This window comes from Marinobacter sp. (assembly GCF_048266785.1).
Classification (GTDB): domain Bacteria; phylum Pseudomonadota; class Gammaproteobacteria; order Pseudomonadales; family Oleiphilaceae; genus Marinobacter.
On the sequence record NZ_JBLWYX010000001.1, the window covers coordinates 1 to 20,484 of the forward strand.

The 20,484-nt window shown below is 49.7% G+C and carries 22 protein-coding genes; 9 read left to right on the forward strand and 13 right to left on the reverse strand.

Features of this window, described 5'->3' with window-relative positions; genetic code table 11:
* The 8 genes from ACN0V1_RS00005 to ACN0V1_RS00040 all read right to left on the reverse strand — a co-directional run.
* On the reverse strand, positions 1 to 192 hold a 192-nt coding region (locus tag ACN0V1_RS00005; RefSeq protein WP_417543023.1), incomplete at its 3' end, for a hypothetical protein.
* A 58-nt stretch (positions 193 to 250) separates the two neighbouring features.
* Entirely contained in the window at positions 251 to 523 is a 273-nt protein-coding gene (locus tag ACN0V1_RS00010) for a hypothetical protein (RefSeq protein WP_417543024.1), read from the reverse strand.
* Positions 524 to 526: 3 nt separating this feature from the next.
* Positions 527 to 736: a hypothetical protein gene (locus tag ACN0V1_RS00015; RefSeq protein ID WP_417543025.1), complete on the reverse strand. Its 210-nt coding sequence runs from the start codon at positions 734 to 736 to the stop codon at positions 527 to 529.
* Between the two features lie 20 nt (positions 737 to 756).
* Positions 757 to 1,056, reverse strand: coding sequence for a hypothetical protein (locus ACN0V1_RS00020; RefSeq protein WP_417543026.1), 300 nt, complete (start codon positions 1,054 to 1,056; stop codon positions 757 to 759).
* A 605-nt stretch (positions 1,057 to 1,661) separates the two neighbouring features.
* Positions 1,662 to 1,964, reverse strand: a complete 303-nt coding sequence (locus ACN0V1_RS00025) for a hypothetical protein (RefSeq protein WP_417543027.1) — start codon at positions 1,962 to 1,964, stop codon at positions 1,662 to 1,664.
* A complete protein-coding gene (locus ACN0V1_RS00030; protein WP_417543028.1) occupies positions 1,961 to 2,224 on the reverse strand; it encodes a hypothetical protein in 264 nt (87 codons plus the stop codon). Before ACN0V1_RS00030 ends, ACN0V1_RS00025 begins: the two co-directional genes overlap by 4 nt.
* A complete protein-coding gene (locus tag ACN0V1_RS00035) occupies positions 2,221 to 2,685 on the reverse strand; it encodes a hypothetical protein (protein ID WP_417543029.1) in 465 nt (154 codons plus the stop codon). The genes ACN0V1_RS00030 and ACN0V1_RS00035 overlap by 4 nt, the downstream gene beginning before the upstream one ends.
* On the reverse strand, positions 2,682 to 2,885 hold the full coding sequence (locus tag ACN0V1_RS00040) for a hypothetical protein (RefSeq protein ID WP_417543030.1): 204 nt from the start codon (positions 2,883 to 2,885) through the stop codon (positions 2,682 to 2,684). The genes ACN0V1_RS00035 and ACN0V1_RS00040 overlap by 4 nt, the downstream gene beginning before the upstream one ends.
* Positions 2,886 to 3,435: 550 nt before the next feature.
* Between ACN0V1_RS00040 and ACN0V1_RS00045 the strand changes: the two genes are divergently transcribed.
* The 5 genes from ACN0V1_RS00045 (at position 3,436) to ACN0V1_RS00065 (ending at position 9,330) form a co-directional block, all read left to right on the forward strand.
* Positions 3,436 to 4,194 (forward strand): hypothetical protein, encoded by a 759-nt coding sequence (locus ACN0V1_RS00045; protein ID WP_417543031.1) that lies wholly within the window; start codon positions 3,436 to 3,438, stop codon positions 4,192 to 4,194.
* A 60-nt stretch (positions 4,195 to 4,254) separates the two neighbouring features.
* Positions 4,255 to 4,716 (forward strand): hypothetical protein, encoded by a 462-nt coding sequence (locus ACN0V1_RS00050; protein ID WP_417543032.1) that lies wholly within the window; start codon positions 4,255 to 4,257, stop codon positions 4,714 to 4,716.
* Between the two features lie 88 nt (positions 4,717 to 4,804).
* On the forward strand, positions 4,805 to 5,698 hold the full coding sequence (locus ACN0V1_RS00055) for a hypothetical protein (protein WP_417543033.1): 894 nt from the start codon (positions 4,805 to 4,807) through the stop codon (positions 5,696 to 5,698).
* Entirely contained in the window at positions 5,699 to 6,256 is a 558-nt protein-coding gene (locus tag ACN0V1_RS00060; protein ID WP_417543034.1) for a hypothetical protein, read from the forward strand.
* A 326-nt stretch (positions 6,257 to 6,582) separates the two neighbouring features.
* A complete protein-coding gene (locus ACN0V1_RS00065) occupies positions 6,583 to 9,330 on the forward strand; it encodes an ATP-dependent helicase (protein ID WP_417543035.1) in 2,748 nt (915 codons plus the stop codon).
* Here the strand turns inward: ACN0V1_RS00065 and ACN0V1_RS00070 are convergent.
* The 4 genes from ACN0V1_RS00070 to ACN0V1_RS00085 form a co-directional block, all read right to left on the reverse strand.
* Positions 9,327 to 10,589: a DNA cytosine methyltransferase gene (locus ACN0V1_RS00070; protein ID WP_417543036.1), complete on the reverse strand. Its 1,263-nt coding sequence runs from the start codon at positions 10,587 to 10,589 to the stop codon at positions 9,327 to 9,329. The two genes, ACN0V1_RS00065 and ACN0V1_RS00070, sit on opposite strands and share 4 nt — an antisense overlap.
* A gap of 279 nt (positions 10,590 to 10,868) precedes the next feature.
* Positions 10,869 to 11,624, reverse strand: coding sequence for an HNH endonuclease (locus tag ACN0V1_RS00075; RefSeq protein ID WP_417543037.1), 756 nt, complete (start codon positions 11,622 to 11,624; stop codon positions 10,869 to 10,871).
* Positions 11,625 to 11,727: 103 nt separating this feature from the next.
* Positions 11,728 to 11,988 (reverse strand): HNH endonuclease, encoded by a 261-nt coding sequence (locus ACN0V1_RS00080; RefSeq protein WP_417543038.1) that lies wholly within the window; start codon positions 11,986 to 11,988, stop codon positions 11,728 to 11,730.
* Positions 11,989 to 12,567: 579 nt separating this feature from the next.
* Positions 12,568 to 13,503 carry a hypothetical protein gene (locus ACN0V1_RS00085; RefSeq protein WP_417543039.1) on the reverse strand — a complete coding sequence of 312 codons (936 nt, stop codon included), beginning with the start codon at positions 13,501 to 13,503 and terminating at the stop codon, positions 12,568 to 12,570.
* A gap of 720 nt (positions 13,504 to 14,223) precedes the next feature.
* On the opposite strand from ACN0V1_RS00085, the gene ACN0V1_RS00090 reads away from it, so the two are divergent.
* The 4 genes from ACN0V1_RS00090 (at position 14,224) to ACN0V1_RS00105 (ending at position 18,727) form a co-directional block, all read left to right on the forward strand.
* On the forward strand, positions 14,224 to 14,598 hold the full coding sequence (locus tag ACN0V1_RS00090; RefSeq protein ID WP_417543040.1) for a DUF4398 domain-containing protein: 375 nt from the start codon (positions 14,224 to 14,226) through the stop codon (positions 14,596 to 14,598).
* Between the two features lie 26 nt (positions 14,599 to 14,624).
* Positions 14,625 to 15,440 (forward strand): OmpA family protein, encoded by an 816-nt coding sequence (locus tag ACN0V1_RS00095; protein WP_417543041.1) that lies wholly within the window; start codon positions 14,625 to 14,627, stop codon positions 15,438 to 15,440.
* Between the two features lie 514 nt (positions 15,441 to 15,954).
* Positions 15,955 to 18,252: a molybdopterin-dependent oxidoreductase gene (locus tag ACN0V1_RS00100; protein WP_417543042.1), complete on the forward strand. Its 2,298-nt coding sequence runs from the start codon at positions 15,955 to 15,957 to the stop codon at positions 18,250 to 18,252.
* Positions 18,253 to 18,271: 19 nt separating this feature from the next.
* Complete coding sequence (locus ACN0V1_RS00105; protein WP_417543043.1) at positions 18,272 to 18,727, forward strand: DUF2489 domain-containing protein; 456 nt, start codon at positions 18,272 to 18,274, stop codon at positions 18,725 to 18,727.
* A gap of 295 nt (positions 18,728 to 19,022) precedes the next feature.
* Here ACN0V1_RS00105 and ACN0V1_RS00110 read toward each other — a convergent pair whose 3' ends face one another.
* Positions 19,023 to 20,387 carry an HDOD domain-containing protein gene (locus ACN0V1_RS00110; protein ID WP_417543044.1) on the reverse strand — a complete coding sequence of 455 codons (1,365 nt, stop codon included), beginning with the start codon at positions 20,385 to 20,387 and terminating at the stop codon, positions 19,023 to 19,025.
* Positions 20,388 to 20,484 lie beyond the last annotated feature (97 nt).

A 20,484-nucleotide genomic window follows, 5' to 3' on the forward strand; every position in this document is an offset into this window, starting at 1 on the left:
ATAACTGGTATAACCGGGGCCAACGTAAGCCGGTACACCCTTCGATTGCCATTCGGAAAGAAACGCATCGATCTGGTCGCATGGATTAGGCCCGTATACACAGAGGGTAGTCTGATGAACCCAATTGGCAGAAGCGGCAGAGGCAAACAGGCAGAGCCCCAGGATCAGACATCCTTGAACAAGTAGACGCACAGCGCGACCCCCATCATGAAGAATGTCCAGTCCCAGAGCTCTGCCACGGTTTACGCTCCTACTTGATCATGCTCAGCAGGAGACGGGCGCCTTTGCGGACGACGTAGAAGCCGGCCAGGACACCCACGACGGCGATCACGCCGGTGATTTCACCGGAGAAATCGAGACCGCCGGTGACGGTGGACCAGTCAGCCGCGTTGGCGGCGGCAGCCATGAACATGGACATGCCGGCGATGCTGAATCGCATGAAGCCCTGACGGATCTTCGGAGCGTTCGGGGTTTTCGCCACGAACGGGCGAGCTTGTGCTGCTTCAAATTTGCGAGCGTTCATATTTTACCTCAGCATTTTCAGGAGTTGACGGCCGCCCCATGCGACCGCCATAAGTGGCAAGGTCACGCTGAAGCCCTGGAAGATGGCTTCGGCGATCATTGCCGCGGTGTACTCGACAGGGGCCGTGTACACCACCTGGGTAATGGCACCGGTGCAGTCCCAGCCCGAGGCCGCGAGTGTCCAGTCGCCGTTACACAGGATTGCTTTGCTCACCAGTCAGTCTCCCTTTCTGGTTAAGCTGTTGGTTTCTTGGTGACGTCCTGGGGTTTCATGTCCAGGGCCTTGAAGGTGATCTTGCCGCCCTGCCCGGCTTTCATTTGGGCCTTGACGGTGAACATAGCCGGGAGGCGGTCGGCGTGGTTCCTGAGCTGGTCGATGTGTTTCCAGTCGCAGGCGATTTTCATGACTTCGTTGCCCACTCGGTTGTCGTCATCAGCTTCTGCCGGGGAGTAGGCCCACAGGGAGCCACCACGGTTGCCGTCGATGTCGTAGCGGGTGGCGCCGATGATCATGAGGTTCAGGTAGTTTTCCATTGCGTATGTCCTCTGGTTTTGGGTGTTGCGTTGCTTGGTTGCTGGTTGTCTTCCGTTTCCAGGTTGGAAATCAGGAAGGTTGTTGAATCAGGTAATTTGCGACCCCTTCGGGGCAGGCTCTACTCGCTTTGCTCCTGTCCACTAAGGTGGACACCCTTACGGGTAACGATCCTTGTCGCCTGCCGCGCTCCGCTTGCCTCCTGTGCTCATGGTTCGGAATCAAGGGGCGGGCGTCCTCCCCCGACATCCTCACCACTCTTTGTGCGCACTGTGGACCAGCCAGAGCCCGCCACAAGGCCAGGGGGCCTTTGGCCCTGGCGCTGCGCGCCAGCCTTGTATCGGTCACTGCCCGGCCCCCTTTTCGTGCGCGAGTGGTGACGATGACGGGGGCGGACTCAGGGGCTTTTCAGGGGGTTGGGCCTGAGTGCCAAAGCTCGGGCAGCCGGCCTCCAGCCAGGAGCGCAGGACGGAACCGCCGAGGGTCCAGAGGTCTGTGCCTCGCTGGATGGCTTCCTGTTGCAACTGGAGGTAGCAGGAGGATGGCGCGGCGACGTAGAAGCGGCGTTCTTTGTCTTCGATCTGTTCTTGTCTCGGGGGGATGTGGCTCATGGGTTGTGCTCCGTGACGTTGGGAAGGTCCAGGCGGCCACAGTCCCAGGCGTCTCTCAGTTGGGTGAGACGGTCAAAGGCGGGGCTGTGGTGGCCGCTGGCTTCCAGTTCGTGAATCAGGGCGTCAGTGAAGGCCGATTTGCACCGGGCCATGTAGTCGCACGGGTAGTCGGTGCGCACGTCCTGCAGGTGGCTCAGGCGCTGCAGGAGGGTGTCAAAAAGGCCTTCCAGAGCGTCAGGGGTGAGCGCAGAGGACGGATGAGGGCTCTGGAAGGCGAAACTTGGATGTGTAGAGTTCATTGGATGCGAGCCTCCATGCAGGCGGTGTGCATGAATGGACTGATGGCCTGGGTCTGCGCGTAGGTGCTAAAGGCCGTTTCCGCGAGCTTTGCGTAGGCGTAGAGGTTGGCGTCCAGGTCGTGGAAGGCGGCCATCATGCCCTGGATCTTGATCAGGCATTCGAAGGCGGTATCTCTGTCGCCAGCGTCCAGCCATTTGATGGCCAGGTTGAACAGGGTGCGGATCTGGTGGCGTTTGAGTTCGCGTAGGGCCGGAGTCATACGTAGGCCTCCAGTCGGACACCTTTATAGACTTGTCCCGGCAATGCGCCACAGGCAGACAGTTGTTCACGGCGAAGTACAACCGAATCCGGGAGGGTTCCTTTAACGCTTTGGAAGTAGTCCAGGTATGCATCCAGTTTGGTGCGGATTTTCAAAGACTTTGCGTTGTCGTTAAAACGGACGGCGTCACCGTTCACCTGACGCTGTTCAACATACGGAGAGACGAAGGACCAGCCGGCGGCACCGTTGATACGATCACCACCAACGGCCATCCACTGACGGCCTGAAACGCTCACAGCGACGGTGCCAGGAGCAACCATGCGAGCTGGCCCGAGACGATCGGCAGAAGCGACCAGCTTCGCGCCATCAAAGAACCAAACACCTGGAACATGAACGCCACCGTTACTGCGACGCTCAACCAACCGCTTCACGGCTTCACCTGCTTTATTAAGGCGCTTCATTGCCAGTCCTCCTTATCCATTGCCTGCTGAGACAGGGCAGCAATGTTGACCATGCGAATACGGCCGATTTTGAGAGAAGGGAGGTGGCCCTTTTCGACCTGGCCCCGAACCTGCCCTTCCGTGAGTCCGGTCAGTTGGGAGTAGCGCTCCTGAGTCATAACCGGGGTTGCTAGCAAGATGATCTGTTTTTGCTCGTCCACTGTTTTGCACTCTGCTACACTGATTTACACAACTTACTTATGGTGACCTTGTTTTAGGGTACACCTTTATTCTGAGTATACTTTGGATTAAGTACATGTCAAGCCAATTGGCAAAAAAATTGAGGCTAGTTCGTGAAGCGGAGACGAGCGGGCGAGCGGAGTTTTGCGAGATCATAGGGGTAGCGAAAAAAACGCTGGAAGGGATAGAGCAAACGGGGCGAGTTCCCAGAGGGGATCTGCTCGAGAAGGTTTGCCAGACCTGGCCGAAGTACACGCTTTGGCTGATGACTGGTTCAACAGACCCGAAATGCGGTCAGGTAGATCCCAACACCGAAATAGCTAGAAGAGAGAACCGCCTGAAAACAGGATAGGTTTCTGCCTGGCAGCGATAATCGCGAATTCCTGGCATAGAGACCGACGAGGGGAACAACAAGAACAAGAGGGCTGGCCGTCGTAGTGTGTGGTGGCGGTTTCAGGCATTACAACGATGAATCCATACCTTAAAAGGGGCACTTGACTAATGGAGTTACAGAAACACACGACGGACCAAGTGTTTGGAATCAGTAGAGAGCTCCCACTCAACTATGTTTCAAGAAAATATGTGGACGAGAAGTTTGTGAACAGCCTTGCTAGAGAAAAACACTTGGTAATTTACGGAAGTTCAAAGCAAGGTAAAACTTCTCTCCGAAAGCACTGCCTCAAAGAAGACGACTACATAGTGATTCACTGCTCCAACAAATGGGAGTTAGAACACTTAAATGAGGGCATACTCAAACAAGCTGGTTATGAAATAACACTTTCCTCAGAAAAATCTTCTTCCGGCGCAAGAAAGATTTTCGCAAATTTCAAAACAACAATATTTGGGTCAGGAGCTGAAGGTGGAGGAGATCACACCAAAACACAAACAGAAAAAGAGACAAAAACACCACTTGAGTTAGATCCTTGTGACGTAAACGATATAATAAAAGCACTAAAATCAATCGAATTTAACAAATATATAATTCTAGAAGACTTCCATTACCTCTCCACAGAAGCACAGAAAGATTTTTCCGTAGCACTTAAGGCATTTCATGAAAATTCACGGTTTTGCTTTATAGTAATTGGTGTATGGCTGGAAGAAAATAGGCTAACCGTTTTCAATGGAGATCTAACTGGCAGGGTACTATCAATCAATGCAGATCGCTGGGATAGAGACGATCTAAAGAAAGTAATAAGTATTGGAGAGGGCCTTCTTAATGTAAAGTTTGAAAATAACTTTAAATCTCACATATTAAACAACTGCTTTGATAGTGTACACATCATTCAATAAGCTTGCAGGCAATGCTGCGAAGAAGAAGAAATATATTCAACGCATTTAAGTGAAACTCCGTTGGAAATTGGAAAGAACATTTCTTCAAAAAATCTTATTAAAAAAGTGGTCAATGAGCAGGGAGGAAGATTTAATTCGTTCCTAAGCCAATTTTCAGAAGGCTTCCAGTCGACTGAGCTTGAAATGTTTAGATGGCTACTATTCCCTGTGATTACTGCACATGTAAAAGAATTAAGCAATGGAATAAAGCAATCTTCCATAAGAAGACAATTAAAGGCTATACACCCACGGGGAGAGGAACTTAATCCCGGCAATGTTACCCAAGCCTTACAATCCTGCTCATCACTTCAAGTCAAAAAGGATATAAAACCAATAATTCTTGACTATGATCAAACAAATCTTTCGCTAAGCGTTGTCGACAAAAGCTTTCTAATCTGGATAGCGAATCAGAACAAAGACGCCTTGCTAGAATCGATTGGACTGCCAACCGAAAAAAGGCAAAACAAGTTGACAACGGGGTAAGTTTTCATCCAAATTAAAATATAAAATGTGGTAACATTACAAACCTGAGCATCAGGAAGTTATTTAAAAAATAAAACATGGAATTTTCATGCATTCTATATCTCCTTACTTAATCAAAACCTATGATAGAAACCTAGCTGGCCCACACGATGAAAAATATTGTTCCTTAGACAAAATAAGAGGCAACAATCTAATTGATGTTGTAGACCAGTTCACTGCGATTTTTATCGATACATTTAGCAAGGTAGAAGAAGGTGAGAAAAAATCCTTTAAGTTTAGCGATATAAACCGAACTGACACTGAGATCTACGGCTACATGCAGTTTGGAGTTTATGGTAATGCAAGTGAGATCCATAACATCTCAAGTGGTGAGAAAGTTTACGATAAGAAAGTCGACGAATCGGACATAAATAAGTTCTTTTTCTATTTTAAAATCTTGCCGGGCAGTCGAGCAGGTTTCTTTTTCAGCCAAAATATTCATGGCAACGGGATAAAATCTGAGTTCTCGAAAAAATTTAACGAGTTTTATAAAAACAAGACAAAAGGCCTAAACCTGCAATTCAACCCCTTCTCAAGTAAAAACTTACTAAAAGACTGGTATGAGAATGCTAATGTTAAGGAAATAAAGATCAACGAGTTTTCTGCTGGACATGTAAAGGAAATAGCAGACCAGCTACATGAGAGCTTCGCTGAAGTGACTTTCAAACCTACAAAACGCAACTCATTTTTCGGCAAATTAAGCGAAGTCAAAGGAAAATCGGATATAATCACGATTCTTTCGCAATACGGCAAGAAAGTAAGCGCTGTCGCAGAGTTAAATGGTAAGAAACGAACATTCTCACTTTCCTCGGAAGGAGAGCCTTTGAGCGCGATTGAGATCGATGAGGTAGTCGATATAATCGACGGAAACCCAACCTTTGACTCAATGGAAACTGAAGTTAGAAAAATTTCAGAGGAATTCCAAGGGGAGCTGGATTTCTAAATGTCAAACAAACTAGATATCAGTCGCATAATAAGCCACCACAATAGCACGATCCAAGACAGTGAAGGAGTACCATTAGCATGGGACTACTTCATACTTTATCTGCTTCCTATACTTTTAGTTCTGCTTTGGGTTAGCTCCGGAGCAGAGCTATCAAATAATTTGGCAACGATCATTGTAACAGCGGCTTCGATTTTTTCGGGGCTAATGCTGAACCTGCTAGTTTTGGTCAACGAAAAGAGAGCAAAGATCACAAACCCCTCTACAGACGACCCTAGATTCGAAAGAAAGTACAATGAAATAAAAGCTATAGAAGAGACTTACTACAATATTAGTTTTACAATCCTAACTTCAATAACGTCTGTATTCCTTTGCATATTGTTTATCGCAATGAAAGGCATAACCATTGATCAAATTGAACTTAATATCGTTTTATCTGCACTAACAAAATTAATTGGTGCGGCGCTCTTAAGCGTTACACTGACAACCATTGGAATGCTTTTAATGATATTAAAGCGAAGCTTCAGCCTCTTCACAGATATTTCATCCAGCGATTGAACCTCAAGAGAACCGGTTCAGGAAACTTAGGCAGATCTCTCCCTCAAGCCAGACCACTGTGCAGGTGTCGCGCTTGTCAGGCACCTTGCCGGCGGTGAACTATGGCCTTCCTGAGCTAACAGCTCAGAACCAGTTTACTGCTTCTATTGTTAGTTTTTAGGCGATCTGTCTCAAAAGTTTGTGAGAAAATGCCTACATTTACCCTTCCCCGCCCTTTTATTACATAAATTGACAGACTCTAACCCGCTAAACACTTCAGTTGCGCACAACTAGTGTAGTAACTTACTACTTCAACCTATGGAATGTACTAGGCAGCGGGAGTACGCATGAACCTCACAGACGCACAACAAAAAGCTATAAACACAATCGATTCTAACCTTCAAATAATTGCTTGTGCGGGCTCCGGCAAGACACAGGTAGTGTCAGAACGAATCATTAACATACTCAAGCAGCCAGGAGCCGAGCCGAAACACATCGTTGCCTTCACGTATACCGAAAAGGCCGCCGCAGAGCTAAAAAACAGAGTATTGAAGCTCGCTAGGGAGCAACTGAGCTCAACGGAAGGAATGGCAGAACTGTACATTGGGACTATCCACGCTTGGTGTATGCACTACCTTCAGGAACACATTTACGGATACCAAAAATTTTCAGTGCTTAATGACGTGCGGTTGAAGCTATTCATTGATCAACGCAACCGGAAGATCGGCATGAGTGACTTACTGGTTTACACGAAAAATAAGGCTCCCCGAGAGCTTCGTCGATTCATTGAGACAGACAAGTTCACCCAGGTTATGGGGATTGCCAGAGAGAGCCGGATAAAAGATGGAATGAAATTGCCCGACCACATCCAGAATGTTGTCGCTAAGTATGAGAACCAACTTTCAAAACACGCCTACTTTGATTTTACGATGATCCTGAACAAGTTCCTTTCAGAGTTGAAAGAAAATCCCGAAGTTCGAGGACGGATTGCAAATAACCTGAAGTACTTAATTGTCGACGAGTATCAAGACGTTAACTACATTCAGGAACAGATCATTGAGGAAATCCATGAGCTAGGTGTAAAGCTCTGCGTGGTGGGGGATGACGACCAAACAATCTACCAGTGGCGCGGAAGTTCTCTACAAAACATTCTCGGGTTTGAAGAGAAATACGATGCGGTTCAACAGGTCACGCTTGACGACAACTTCCGCAGCTCAAGCGGCGTCGTTGAGGTTGCAAAGACTGCCATCGAGAATCTTCCCGACGAAGAGCGCCTTGCCAAGTCCATGAATGCGGCTGGTTTCCAGCAATTCGAGGAAGGTGACCTCCAGCTTGGCGAGTTCCAGACCTACGATGAAGAAGATGCCTTTATCGTCAAAAGGATTCAAGGGCTTCGGGGTAAAGCATTCAAGGATCAGGAGGGAGATGAGCCCAGAGGGTTAGACTATTCTGATATGGCTATCCTGCTTAGAGCATGGAAACCGGCCACACGCTTAGCCCATATCCTAAAAGCCGCCAACATTCCGTTTGTGGTTACTGGTGTTTCGCAACTATTCGAGACTGAAGAGGCAGTGGCCTGCGTAAATATCTTCAAGTATTTGAACAATGAAATCATTGAGCAAGAGTTCAAAAGGTCCTGGATGCGAGTTTCACCTGGGCTGGAGGATGAGAAGCTCGAGTACGCTGTTCGTGAGCTGGAGAAAAATGAGCCAAACAATCGAGATTGGCATGAACTCTTTAATCTTCAGGAGATTTTCATCGAGTTCCGGGAAAACGCCGGTATTACGGAGGAGCGCATTAGCGGAAGCTCAGATCAGGGCATGTCGAGAGCTGAAGTCGTTTTCTACAACATGGGTATGTTTTCCCAGGTAATTGAAGACTTCGAGGTCGTCCATTTCAGGGACGATCAACAAGACAAACTTACAAACTTCCTCAATTTCTTAAGATACTCAGCCGTAGATTACTATCCAGAAGGCTGGCTTAACAAATCAATGGCGCCACCTAACGCAGTAACCATTACGACAGTGCATCAAGCCAAAGGGCTTGAGTGGCCTGTCGTGTTGCTCCCGAGGATGAATAGGAATTACTTCCCAACGGCTGGCAAGGGAGGGGTTAGCCCTTGGCACATCCTAGATGAAGAGCTGATTCATAACGTGGAGGGGCTGAAGGGATCTGAATCTGATGAACTACGGCTATTCTATGTGGCGCTGACGCGAAGCAAGAAATTCTTGTTCGTCACTCGGGCTCCCGGAGAGAGTGCTCGAGACAAGAAAGCATCAAAGTTTTTCCAATACCTCAAGGATTCACCCTATATATTTAGAGATCCAGACAACAACTTCGATGAGCGCCCTAATGCGCCAATGCACGACATACGTGAGCTGGGCGACATCGTCCTGAATTTTTCTCTTCTGGAAGCGTTTTACAAGTGTCCGTATTCCTTCAAGTATTACACCCTGTATGGCTTCAAGGAGCCTCTGAGTCCTCGAATTGGATACGGAAAATCGATTCATGACACGCTGATGGAAATTCACAGGAAGGCGATGGATGGAAATCCACCATCCAGAGACGAACTCCCAGAGATTCTAGATAGACATGTGCACTTCCCGTATGCAATTCCCAAAGTAGTTCAAGAAATGAGGGAAAAAGCCGGCAATGCCGTTGAAAGTTATTACGATGACTACGAAAGTGAATTCAAGGATATCGAATACGCGGAAAAGGACATCGAGCTCGACTTAGGCGATGGCATCATCGTTAATGGTCGCATGGACCTTATCAAAAAACGTGATCTCAATGGAGAGAAACGAACCTATATAGTTGACTTTAAATCAGAATACGACTCTGAAAAGCATGAAGTGACAGTGAAGCAGCTTTTGCTATACGCACTGGGATACAAAGAACTGACAGGCAACAATGCCGACTACCTTGAGATCTATGACTTCAAAGAAGGAAGGCCCAATACTACGAGATTAAACAACAACCTTCTGGACGAAACCAGAGAAGAAATACGGCAGGCTGCCGACAAGATCCGAACAAACAATCTAGAGGGGGCGTGCGGAAAGAAAGGATGCCCCTGCCGTTTTCAAAAAGCGCGTTAGGCTGCTTTATCTTCTGAGTCGGCCAGCCTATTAAAGGCTTCCATCATGAGCTCTCCAAGTGCCTCTCCTAACAGGGGAGGCACTGCATTACCCACTTGCGTATAACGAGGGCATGAAGTCTTGCGCAGTGAGCCACCAGTAGTATATCGCCCAAGAAATTCAAACCAATCAGGAAACGACTGAATTCTCGCCATCTCCCTCACCGTGAGAATACGAGCTTCACTATAATGAAGAAAGTCATCCGGCAGCGTTGTCATGGTTGCCGAAGGACGATCCGGACACAACGGTGTAATAGAGTGCTTTTTAATACCATAGCGATCACGCTGCTCTTGAGTCAGACTCTTTCCCTTAGGGCATTCCTTCAATATCCGTTCGAAGCGTTCAATGATCAGCGGTCGATGTTTAGGAAGTCTGAGGCTATTCGGACCACGACCATCAGCATTGCCAGCACGCATTAGACGCTGGAAGGCTGAAAACGACAACGGCTCCTTATACTCGATTTGCTTAAAGCCGCGCACATCCCCGTCTGTGCTCTCAACGAGCAACTTACCCTCCACTCTTAAGTCGTCAATCGCGTCTTTCGTTGTTTGACGACAATCGGGATCCAAACCACGCTCCTGTAAGAACTCTCTGCGTCCCTCCCCAAACCGATTAAATGGGGACCAATCCAAACGAAGATCCTTACGTGTAGCAACAAGGATAAATCTAGGACGCATCTGAGGCACACCCCAATCAGCACTCACAACTACCTGGAATTGAACGTCATACCCCTCTTTCTGAAGACGGCGTTTTACAACATGGGAGTAAGGGACGGCCTTCTTCCCCTTAGATGCTTTCTGAAAGGGGGCATCGAATCCACGAACATTCTCCAGAAGTAGAAACTTAGGCTTGACGATTTTAACTGCTTCGATGTACCGCTCAGCCATGCGGTTCCGAGGATCCTTTGGATTTCTCTTGCCCGCTGGCGAGAAGCCCTGGCAAGGAGGTCCACCAGCAATGAGATCCACTTTACCGTTCAGGCTTGCCAAATGGTCCTTGTATTCGTCCAGGAAGGCTTCAATATCGTGCTCCTGCTTTGGAAGCCACTCGGGCCAATCATATTGAAAGCGACCGCTGTCTATGAGGTTATTGCTGTATGTCAGGAAGGCATCCGCCGTCCTTTCAACGGCAAGAGCTCCTTTCCAACCAGCCTGCAACAGGCCCAGGGAAAGACCTCCACAGCCAGCAAAAAGATCTATAAATACAGGAGCATTTCTCACAACGGCTTCCTTGCAGGAACACTTTATGACTCTGCGAGCATTTTACTGATGTTCAGAATAATGTCCAGGATTAATTTTCTTAAATTGGGGCACGGGCTCCGCAGACTGTTTGCGGTGAACCCAAGATCAAAAAAAAGTTCAGAATATTTATTAAATTCAAAGGGATATAAGTTAACCACGATGAACGTCAAATGACTAAAAACTTTAAGCCACCTCTTTTTTATCTCTTCACCATTACCAGCACCCTATTCAAAATAGATGGTCAATATCGTGCTCACCTCAGTCCTCCAGAAAACCCAATGTCACTTTCAACTCCGCAACAGAGTATGGCGGATTCCGTCGATGCAGCATCGCATGGCAGTTCGGACAAACTGGAACTAAGTGCTTAACAGGATCTACAGTGTACTGTTCACCTATCTCACTGACAGGAATGGTGTGATGGACGTGGATGAAGCCCTCCCCTATCTCTCCGTACAGTTCTCCGAAGTCTAGATTGCAAACCATGCAACGGGAACCGTGATACTGGAGACAGGCATCCCTAGCATTCCGGTCGCGCTCATAACGGTTCACAAGGACCTGAGTTCGCTGACCCTCCCTATATGTGGCGCCTGGGGCATATTCATCAGTGAATACAGGAGCCTCCCGACTGTTTTCAGATCGAAATATCCAATCCACCCTAGACGGACGCTCTATTTGCATATGGGGTATAGGAGAACCTACCCCGGCATAGGTAAAAGGTGCGCGATCTTGCTCCCGGAAGAAAATAAGCACTCGGTACTCGCCTGAGATTAGGTTCTGAATAGCAGCTTGCCCGAAGTGAGACTGGCTCTTCCCGTGCCAGATTAACTTCTCACCTTCCCAGTAATTGTCATAGTCGTGTCCCGTTCTGCCAGGAACCCCAACGTTGCAGAAGATGTAGTAATCAGCCCCGTGCCGATGGTAGCCGTTGAGCCAGTCGCCACCTCTTTTATCAGCTGATATGCCGAGGAGGTCGTAGATATCGTTTCGGGTGTATGTGGAGCCGACTGTATACATTTTGGCCTTCAACTTAGTATGTAAAGCCAATAAACCTTAACCTATTAAATGTGTCAACAAAGCATGCACTGCCCCTCGCCTAAATACCTTTATTGAGCTCAATTCAACTCAGCAACGGAGTATTCCACGCCCCTTTCAGAAGCCGCTTCTTAACATGAGCCATGTAACCTTCCGGAGAGGGAGGGCACTTTCTAGCGTGCCTTTTAGTGTTGCAAAATTTGCACGCAGCCACGATGTTTTTATGGTTAGCTTCACCCCCATCACTATGCGCCATCAGATGCTCACCAGTGCATTGGAAGAATCTGGCGCGAGCATGTGAAATGCCGTGCTGACGAGCATAATTTTCGATATCGTTTTGCCACATTGGTTTCTTGCAGTAATAGCACAAACCTTTCTGGCGTGAAAAAGCTATAGATCTAGGGACCTTGAGGGAAGATCGATTTTTTACGGGCACGACGCATCAACTTAATAGTGCCCCGTGTCTGCTGAGCAGAAACCGAGGAACCAGTCGACTGACATCGTTCTGGCAGGTTAAAGGCAACCGAATAGAATTCGAGCTACCCGAAAAGGATCGTGGAATAGTAAAAAAGTTTGAGCCTGCTGTAAATAGAAGGTGTCACCGAAGTGTCCACGCCTTTACGGTTTTATGTGGCGCTCTGTGGCCTTGAGTTTTCACAAGTGATTGATTGTGAAAGAATGTGGTCCAGTGAGGAAGTTGTGACACGGATTGAAAATCCCCCTGTCAGTGTTTTGATTCCACCTTCAGGAAACACAAAATCCATAACATCATCAATCCCAATACCTTTTGAAGGGTGCTCAAACTCCAAATAACAATAGTAGGCAAGTCCAGCAATGCCAAATAGGCCAGCTAGTTAAAACAAGCTCCTAATATCAAAACCTAAAGCAAATTCTTCAGAATTCGACATAGAGATAACTGGCTTTTTCAATCCCAGCTAGTAGAAACAATTAACATTATCCCACCCTGATCGCGCTCAACAAGAAGATCATCTGTGTCTGTAACCGTTGTGGTATCTCCCTCACTCACACCAGACCTTAGTTTCTGAGCTTTTGTCTCCACGAAGTAACCAAAACCAATGTTCCAACTGCCACCTCCCTGCCTATCTTTAAATCCAGCCATTAGCCCCACACCATAAGAAGAAAATGGGTCCCCACCATCGGTGTCCGCAATACTGACAGTTATGAACGGGCCTATCCCAACAGTATCCGCGCCTACCTGCCTATTAAGCCACTGGGGAGTGAAAAACTTATGGGTTTCAAGCATAAAGTTACCCCGGTGCGATCTCTCTTTCTCAACTACTATCTGCCCATCTCGAATATCGAGGTCCTCAATACTTGTTCCATGAAGCTTGGTAAATGCTATGCCAATACCTAGTTTGAAGTTTTTAAACTCTTCCCGCGAATCCGCCTCCTGTTCATTTAACTGGGCGTCAATTTTGTCTTGTGCCTTTTTAGTGCTCAGTTTTTCTACTTCATCCTCAATTTCAGAGCGTAGCTGACTTTGATCATTAATTTGTAATTCACCACTCACCCCATACCCTATGATACCGCCTCCACTACCGAGATCGCTTGGATCAAGTGTAACCTGATAACTTTTGTTTCTGAGGATTTGAGCCGTCTCACGAAGTCCTGCTACCGAGTTGGATATTATCGAGTTTTCCATGCTTAAGCACTCATCCATCGTTTGAAACCGAGGAGCGTTTTGGAAGGCAGAGATGTATGGCTCAACAGCAACTCTGCAAACTCGGTTGGGAGTGAACATCACTCGCTGATTTTCAGGTTCAGCCAGGGCATATGAGGAAAAAATCGCTTGCCCTAGAGAAGAAAGAATTAAAGCTGAGTAAAGCGGATATCTAGGCATGGCTCTGATCCTTTTGCAGAAACGAGTGGAACACCTCGATAGACTCATGGACCACAGCGACTCATCGCTCCGTGATGACATCGATATACTTGTCTTACAAAAACAAGAATAGATCAATAAACAATCTATTCAAGAAAATCTCCGATGGAGGAGTGCCGTATCTTGGGCTGAAAGAATTGCCCGGTGGAGTCAACCGACTGTCAACGGGCCTGTGGTTTACTACAAATTTCTGTGGGACACTCAAACTATAAGTGCCTATTTCACAGCCTATTGTGGTTTTGTGTGTTTGAAGAATTTGAACGGCAAGGCTCTCATAATCCTTTGGTCCCTGGTTCGAGTCCAGGTGGGCCCACCATTACTCGACGATATCCCGTCAGTTGCTGAAGACACCTCACATAGCCCTACTTTTTTACTCTACCCTCCCCATGACAGCTTGTTCACCACACTGTCGGCCAATCTACTCGATTTATTTCAGCAACTTATATATCGAACTCGCAACTGTGCCGTAGCGTTGAACAGCCCGCTTCCCCGAATTTGTTGCGGATCAGTCATGGTTGATTTCCGGCTGCCTGCTAAAGTTAACGCAGGGTGAGCATGACATTTCGCAGTTTTACGATACATCTCGCCATTCACAAGAGCCCGTCAACCTTGGCGGCAGGATTGTTTCGTGCATACAACACGTTCCTGCAAAGCTTACATATCGCTGAAAGGAGATCGTGCATGATCAAGCATAAGTCGATGTTATATACAGCTGGCATTACCGGCATCGCTCTTTCCATCGGCGGCTGCGCCAGCCCTGGCGAGCGGCCTGACTCAGACCTTCAGTCTGCTGAGGCTTCTCTTCAACAGGCCGTTGCTGCAGATGCTCGGGAGTATGAGCCGGTACTGCTGAACAACGCACAGAACAAAGTAGCGGACGCGAAAAGCCTGATTGAGCGGGAGAAGTATAAGGAAGCTGAGCGCCTTCTGGAGCAGGCCACCGTCGATGCACAACTAGCCGGTGCCCGCGCTGATACGGCGAAAGCAAGGCAGGCCGTCGAGGAGATCAATAGCAATATTGAATCCTTGCGCAAGCAAATGAATCAAGACCAGTAATCGCCACATCTGGAAAGGAGACTGTTATGAACAAACGCAACATAACATTGGGCATTGCCGCGAGCTTGTCAGTACTGATTGCCGGCTGCGCCACAACACCGCCAGACAACGCGATGGTAAATGAAGCACGCGCCAATTACGCCAAAATCAAGGACGACCCGGATGTCGCCCGCAGTGGTGACCGCCAGCTTCGCAGCGCAAGAGACCAACTGAACCGGGCCGAGTCCTTGCTGGAAGAAGGCGAAGATAGTGTTCTTGTTGAACAGGCCGCCTACCTGGCGAATCGTCACGCCCAGATTGCCAATGAGCAAGGCGAACGTGCAAGACTGCAGAGCCAGATCGACTCCGCAGAAGAGCGTCGCCGCAAACTGATGCTCGATCAACAATCCAGTGAAGCCGATAGAGCACGCAGAGAAGCCGAAATGCTGCGCAAGAGAATGGAGGAATTGCAGGCCGAGCGCACTGATCGAGGTATGGTGCTGACGCTGGGAGATGTCCTCTTCGATCTTAACAAGGCCGATCTGAAATCTTCAGGAGAGCAGACCATCGGTCGTCTTGCTGCGTTTATGCGAGAGTATGAGGATCGTAGGGTCCGCGTGGAAGGCTACACTGACAGCACCGGTGACGACTCTTACAATCAGATGCTGTCCGAGCGCCGTGCTCAAGCGGTCCGTGATGAGCTGGTTTCCCAGGGCATTGAACGCCGCAGGGTAGAAACCAAAGGCTACGGCGAGCAATATCCTGTGGCCAGTAATGACACTTCCGCTGGCCGGCAACAGAACCGCCGAGTAGAGATTGTCATCTCGGATAAAGAAGGCAAGATCGAAACTCGGGAAAACTGAGTCCAGACACATATCAGAAAAACCGCAGGGTGAGTTTTGGCACACCCTGCACGTGCCTGTGGGGTGTATGCCTTCTTCTTATCTTCCTCCGTTTATTCCTCACTGCCTGCTAAAGCCAGCCCAAACCTGCAATTCCTGCTTGCACATCCTTGCGCAAAATACAAATTTAAAACTTCCATAACATTATGAATTAAAAACATTTTTTACTGATCATCGCCGCACACGGTCATTCCGACACGATATCGTGTCAAAAATGCCAACGTCCTGAAAGAACAAGCCTCATACACTCCCCCATGAACGAAGGTACCAGCCGTGTTCAGCTCCCTCGTTTTGGGATACTGAATATACGGGCAGTAATCAGGACCCAAGTCGATTCTCCACCCCTCTTCAGGCCTGTCTCCGGACTGGCCTTTTTATGCCAGAAACACCGTTTCCCACCACCGCTATTTTCCTGCTAATCTGGTTGCACAACGAAACCCAATCTGCAATAACAAAAGCCTCAGGAGCAATCTTCATGCAAAACGGCACCCACTACCGCACCTGTCATTTATGCGAAGCCATGTGCGGCGTTGCCGTTGAAGTGAAAGGGGGCAGCATTGCGTCGATTCGCGGAGACGACAAGGATCCGCTAAGCCGGGGGCATATTTGCCCCAAGGCAGTGGCCCTGCAGGACCTGCACGAAGACCCGGAACGGTTGCGCAAGCCGGTTCGCAAAACCCCTACCGGCTGGCAAGAAATTGAGTGGGACGAAGCGTTCAGAACGGTAGCCGAAAAGCTCCACAGCGCTCGCAGCACCCACGGCCGCAACAGCATTGGCGTTTACCTTGGCAACCCGAATGTGCACAACCACGGCTCGCTCATCGCCACCATGCCGTTTCTGCGGGCCGTCGGAACGCAAAATCGTTTCTCCGCAACCTCGAATGACCAGCTTCCACACATGCTTGCGAGCCTGGAAATGTTCGGCCATCAGGTCCTGTTCCCTATTCCGGATATCGACAACACGGATCTGTTTATCTGTATTGGCGGAAACCCCATGGCGTCCAACGGCAGCCTGATGACCGTGCCGGACTTCCGTGGCCGGCTTAAAGCCCTGAAGCAACGCGGCGGCAAGATGATTGTGGTGGATCCACGACGCACGGAAACCGCCAAGCTGGCCGAGGAATTCCATTTTGTTCGTCCCGGGACCGATGCGTTTCTACTGATGGCCATGGTGAATACTCTGTTTACCGATGAGTTAATCCACCCAGGTCCCGCAAAAGACCTTATAAAAGACCTGGATCTTTTACGCCTGGCGTCCCTGCCCTTCACTCCTGAAGCCGTTGCCAAGCGCACCGGCATCTCCGCTGAGACCACCCGTGAACTGGCGCACCAGCTTGCTAACACACCCAAAGCAGCACTCTATACCCGCATGGGCACCAGCACCCAGACGTTTGGCAGTACCGCTACCTGGCTGGCTTACTGCCTGAATATCCTGACAGGGAAGCTGGATACCGTAGGCGGCGTAATGTTTACTCAGCCGGCCATTGATTTGATCGCCCTGGGCGCCATGTCCGGACAGCAAGGGCATTTCGGCAAGCGCCACAGCCGTGTGAAGGGGCTGCCGGAGTTTGCCGGCGAGTACCCTTCCAGCACCATGGCGGATGAAATACTCACGCCGGGCGAGGGGCAAGTCCGCGCCTTTGTGACCGTAGCCGGCAACCCGGTGCTATCAAGCCCAAATGGGCGCCGGCTGGATGAGGCTCTGAGCGGGCTGGATTTTATGGTGTCAGTGGATTACTACATCAATGAAACCACCCGCCACGCAGATATCATTCTGCCCCCAACCGCCGCTCTTGAGCGCAGCCATTACGACATCGTCTTTAACATGTTGGCAGTACGTAACGTATCAAAATACAGTGAGGCACTGTTTGATGCAGGCCCGGACAGCCGACATGACTGGCAAATCCTGCTTGAGCTGGCACACAGGCTGGAGAAGCTGCGCAAAGGCGGGACGCTGCCAATCCGCTCCGAGTTGGGCTGGCGGGCGTTCAGGCAGGCAGGTCCTGATCCGATCATCGATCTACTGCTTCGTACCGGGCCCTATGGCGCCGATACCGGGCGAGTTCGCGGGATACTGGAGCCCGCTACAAGTGTGGTTATGAACCTGCTCCCGAAACATCACCCTCTGCGCGGTCTTGCCAAACTGAGCTCACTCAATCCGCAATGGCAGGATCTGCCCAAAGGGCTTTCACTCAAGCGGTTGAAGGAGAACCCAAGCGGTATTGACCTGGGGGCTCTACGGCCCGCCCTGCCCAACCGTCTGTTCACGCGGGACGGTATGATACACCTGGCTCCCCGGCGCTATCTGGAAGATGTTGAGCGCCTTCACCGACAACTCTCTGCGCCAGAGTCGTCCAATGAGCTACTGCTGATTGGCCGACGCCATGTGCGCAGCAACAACTCATGGATGCACAATAGCCGGAGACTGGTGAAGGGCAAGGATCGCTGTACATTATTGGTGCACCCGAAGGATGCGAACCGGCTCGGCCTCCAAGCCGGCAGCAAGGCGCAGATCAGTGTCGCCGAGCGTCAGGTCATACTGACTGTGGAAATAACTGAGGACATGATGCCGGGTGTGGTTTCAATTCCTCATGGCTGGGGGCATGATCGCGACGGCACACGGCAATCCACAGCCTCCGCCCATGCCGGTGCGAGTATTAACGACCTGTTGAGTGACCAGGATACAGATCCGGTGGCGGGTACATCCGTATTGAATGGTCAGCCGGTTACTGTCAAAGTCTGGCAGCCGGAACAGCAAAACATACCGGCCTGAACGAAACAGGGAGAAAAGAATGCCTCAATGGCTGCAATGGAGCCTGATTATTGTCGGCACTATCGCCATCCTTACGCTGCTGGGCTTTATCCGGCGGCAAATGGTTGTGCTGTCTGAAAGCCGCAAGCGTCAGAACAAAGCTGAAGCGTTTCAGGCGAAACGGCGCCAGGACATGATCGACAGTATCCGCGTTATCGCTATGGCCATAGAGGAAGATCAGGTCGAATACTCAGAAGCCTGCCTGCGTATCAAGGGCCTGCTTGATCATGTCGCACCCCAGCTTATGGAAAAGCCGCCTTTTCGGGTGTTTATGGAGGTCTATGAGCAACTTCGCCATATGCCCACCCATCAGGCACGTCAGGATACAGATGCGCGTTTTGTGGAGAAAATGGACAAAGAGCGGTTCGCGGTAGAAGCGCGCCATGCCGATGAAATACGCCGGGCTGCAACAGCCATCCGGAATCATGCTTTCTGATCTGCTCCAATTTTGTAACTTTTTGAAACTTTTTGTAACTTGTGACATTGCAGAAGGGAATTTTACCAATTCAATATCAGCAGCTTGCTCAAAATATGAAAAGTGACATAGGGCTCAGGTTCAGCCTCCCGCCTCACCCCCCCTTTTCTTTTCTCAGACCTTGTCTAGATTAAAAGCAGGGCGGTGAGTTTTTACTGCATCGATTTCCGCCCCGCGTTGTTTCTCCTGATACGTTCGGACGACCCTGCTATGAGCGGAAGCCTTGCCGGCCTTTTTTTCAAGGCCGGCTTTTTTATTACTGATTCATCATGCCGGCCATCGCCATAATGTTGTCTTTACTGGCGACCAGTTCATCAAACTGCCCTTCTACCTGTTCACGATCCAGACCCAGCTCGTCATAAACCTCCTGTCCGACAGGCTCGCTTGCGCCTAAAGCCACACCTCGGGCCGTAAGCAACTGCCTGCCTAACCATAGAACCCTGGCATAAACACAGTTAGCGCCTTTATAACTACGGTTTTTCTGATACCTGAGAGCCAGAGTGACTTCATCCGGCATGCTCCAGTTCTCCATAAGCTGGGCTGCAATCTGTTCACGGGTAATGCCCAAAAGATAATGCTCTGACACCGAGGAATCGATACCAGTGTTCACCTCCAGAGACCGGCATACCAACTTGAAATGGGGAGGAAAAACCTGGGCCAGCAAAAGGTAGCCAAAGTTATGCAGCAGGCCTGCAAGATAAGCCAGCCCAAATACGGGGCGCTCACCACGGGGCATCATACTCGCCAGAACACCTGCCGACTGGGCTTGCCAGATGGCTTGCTGCCAGTAGTCGACGTACCCGTCCGGATGATCCTGAGGCTGCCTGAGCGTACGCCCAAGAGACAACCCCATGGCCAGGTTCATGACCATATCAAACCCGAGCACTCTTGATATGGCATCGTGTACAGAACGAACCTGCCCGGCGGCCGCATAAAATGAGGACGATGCCCAACTGATAACCTGAGCTGCCAAGCTGGGATCACTCTCGACAATATCCACCAGATCTCCCATCACAGCATTCGGGTTCACCCGCAAATGAATGATGCGTTGCGCCGTTTCCGGCAGCGGCGGAAGTTCCAACGTGTCTTCCAGGCGCTGCTGAATGCGCAGGCTGGTGAACTTTTTGAGGGCGAACTCCAGTTGGACACGGTCTCTATCCGGATCATCCAGGTTTACCGTTATGTTTTCCGACGCCACTGTAAACGACCGACGATCTGCATTTTCTGTCAGCGCGCGAAAATCTTCAGCGGGCATCACCATCGCCAGGTTTTGCTCTCCTAACTCCAAAGCGACCGACGGCAAATCATCCACCCGGCGATCGACAATCGTGGGCCAGCCTGTGAGCGAGGGCAATGCCGGGAGCTCCCTTAGCCCGGCACGTTCTTTCACGCGAACCTGATCACGGGATTTCATTAGGCGAAAATCCCGCCCCAACTCCTTGTTCAGTCGTTCCAGATCAATCAGGTCTTCTTTACGACAAATAGCCTGGAGGTTGTCTTGCCCGTCGTTGAGCAACACCATCCGCAACAGCTCGTGCCTGCTTGCCTGGCGTGCATCTCTCAGCGACACGCCCTTGGCCGCGTCGCCCAGAGCCTGCTGAACCGTGACAGGTAATTCCATTGTCATCTCCCGGGTCTTGCCGCTTGCCATTTGGCCTTAAAAATTTACCGAAGAGTTTTCAGTATAGGGCATGGTTTGAGTCTGGACGTTGATATGG

What these genes read in the sequence shown, in the direction of transcription:
- ACN0V1_RS00010 (WP_417543024.1), bottom strand. Translation starts at nt 523, where the DNA reads ATGAACGCTCGCAAATTTGAAGCAGCACAAGCTCGCCCGTTCGTGGCG.
- ACN0V1_RS00020 (WP_417543026.1), bottom strand. Translation starts at nt 1,056, where the DNA reads ATGGAAAACTACCTGAACCTCATGATCATCGGCGCCACCCGCTACGAC.
- ACN0V1_RS00025 (WP_417543027.1), bottom strand. Translation starts at nt 1,964, where the DNA reads ATGAACTCTACACATCCAAGTTTCGCCTTCCAGAGCCCTCATCCGTCC.
- ACN0V1_RS00030 (WP_417543028.1), bottom strand. Translation starts at nt 2,224, where the DNA reads ATGACTCCGGCCCTACGCGAACTCAAACGCCACCAGATCCGCACCCTG.
- ACN0V1_RS00035 (WP_417543029.1), bottom strand. Translation starts at nt 2,685, where the DNA reads ATGAAGCGCCTTAATAAAGCAGGTGAAGCCGTGAAGCGGTTGGTTGAG.
- ACN0V1_RS00055 (WP_417543033.1), top strand. Translation starts at nt 4,805, where the DNA reads ATGCATTCTATATCTCCTTACTTAATCAAAACCTATGATAGAAACCTA.
- ACN0V1_RS00060 (WP_417543034.1), top strand. Translation starts at nt 5,699, where the DNA reads ATGTCAAACAAACTAGATATCAGTCGCATAATAAGCCACCACAATAGC.
- ACN0V1_RS00065 (WP_417543035.1), top strand. Translation starts at nt 6,583, where the DNA reads ATGAACCTCACAGACGCACAACAAAAAGCTATAAACACAATCGATTCT.
- ACN0V1_RS00075 (WP_417543037.1), bottom strand. Translation starts at nt 11,624, where the DNA reads ATGTATACAGTCGGCTCCACATACACCCGAAACGATATCTACGACCTC.
- ACN0V1_RS00080 (WP_417543038.1), bottom strand. Translation starts at nt 11,988, where the DNA reads ATGTGGCAAAACGATATCGAAAATTATGCTCGTCAGCACGGCATTTCA.
- ACN0V1_RS00085 (WP_417543039.1), bottom strand. Translation starts at nt 13,503, where the DNA reads ATGCCTAGATATCCGCTTTACTCAGCTTTAATTCTTTCTTCTCTAGGG.
- ACN0V1_RS00090 (WP_417543040.1), top strand. Translation starts at nt 14,224, where the DNA reads ATGATCAAGCATAAGTCGATGTTATATACAGCTGGCATTACCGGCATC.
- ACN0V1_RS00095 (WP_417543041.1), top strand. Translation starts at nt 14,625, where the DNA reads ATGAACAAACGCAACATAACATTGGGCATTGCCGCGAGCTTGTCAGTA.
- ACN0V1_RS00100 (WP_417543042.1), top strand. Translation starts at nt 15,955, where the DNA reads ATGCAAAACGGCACCCACTACCGCACCTGTCATTTATGCGAAGCCATG.
- ACN0V1_RS00105 (WP_417543043.1), top strand. Translation starts at nt 18,272, where the DNA reads ATGCCTCAATGGCTGCAATGGAGCCTGATTATTGTCGGCACTATCGCC.
- ACN0V1_RS00110 (WP_417543044.1), bottom strand. Translation starts at nt 20,387, where the DNA reads ATGGAATTACCTGTCACGGTTCAGCAGGCTCTGGGCGACGCGGCCAAG.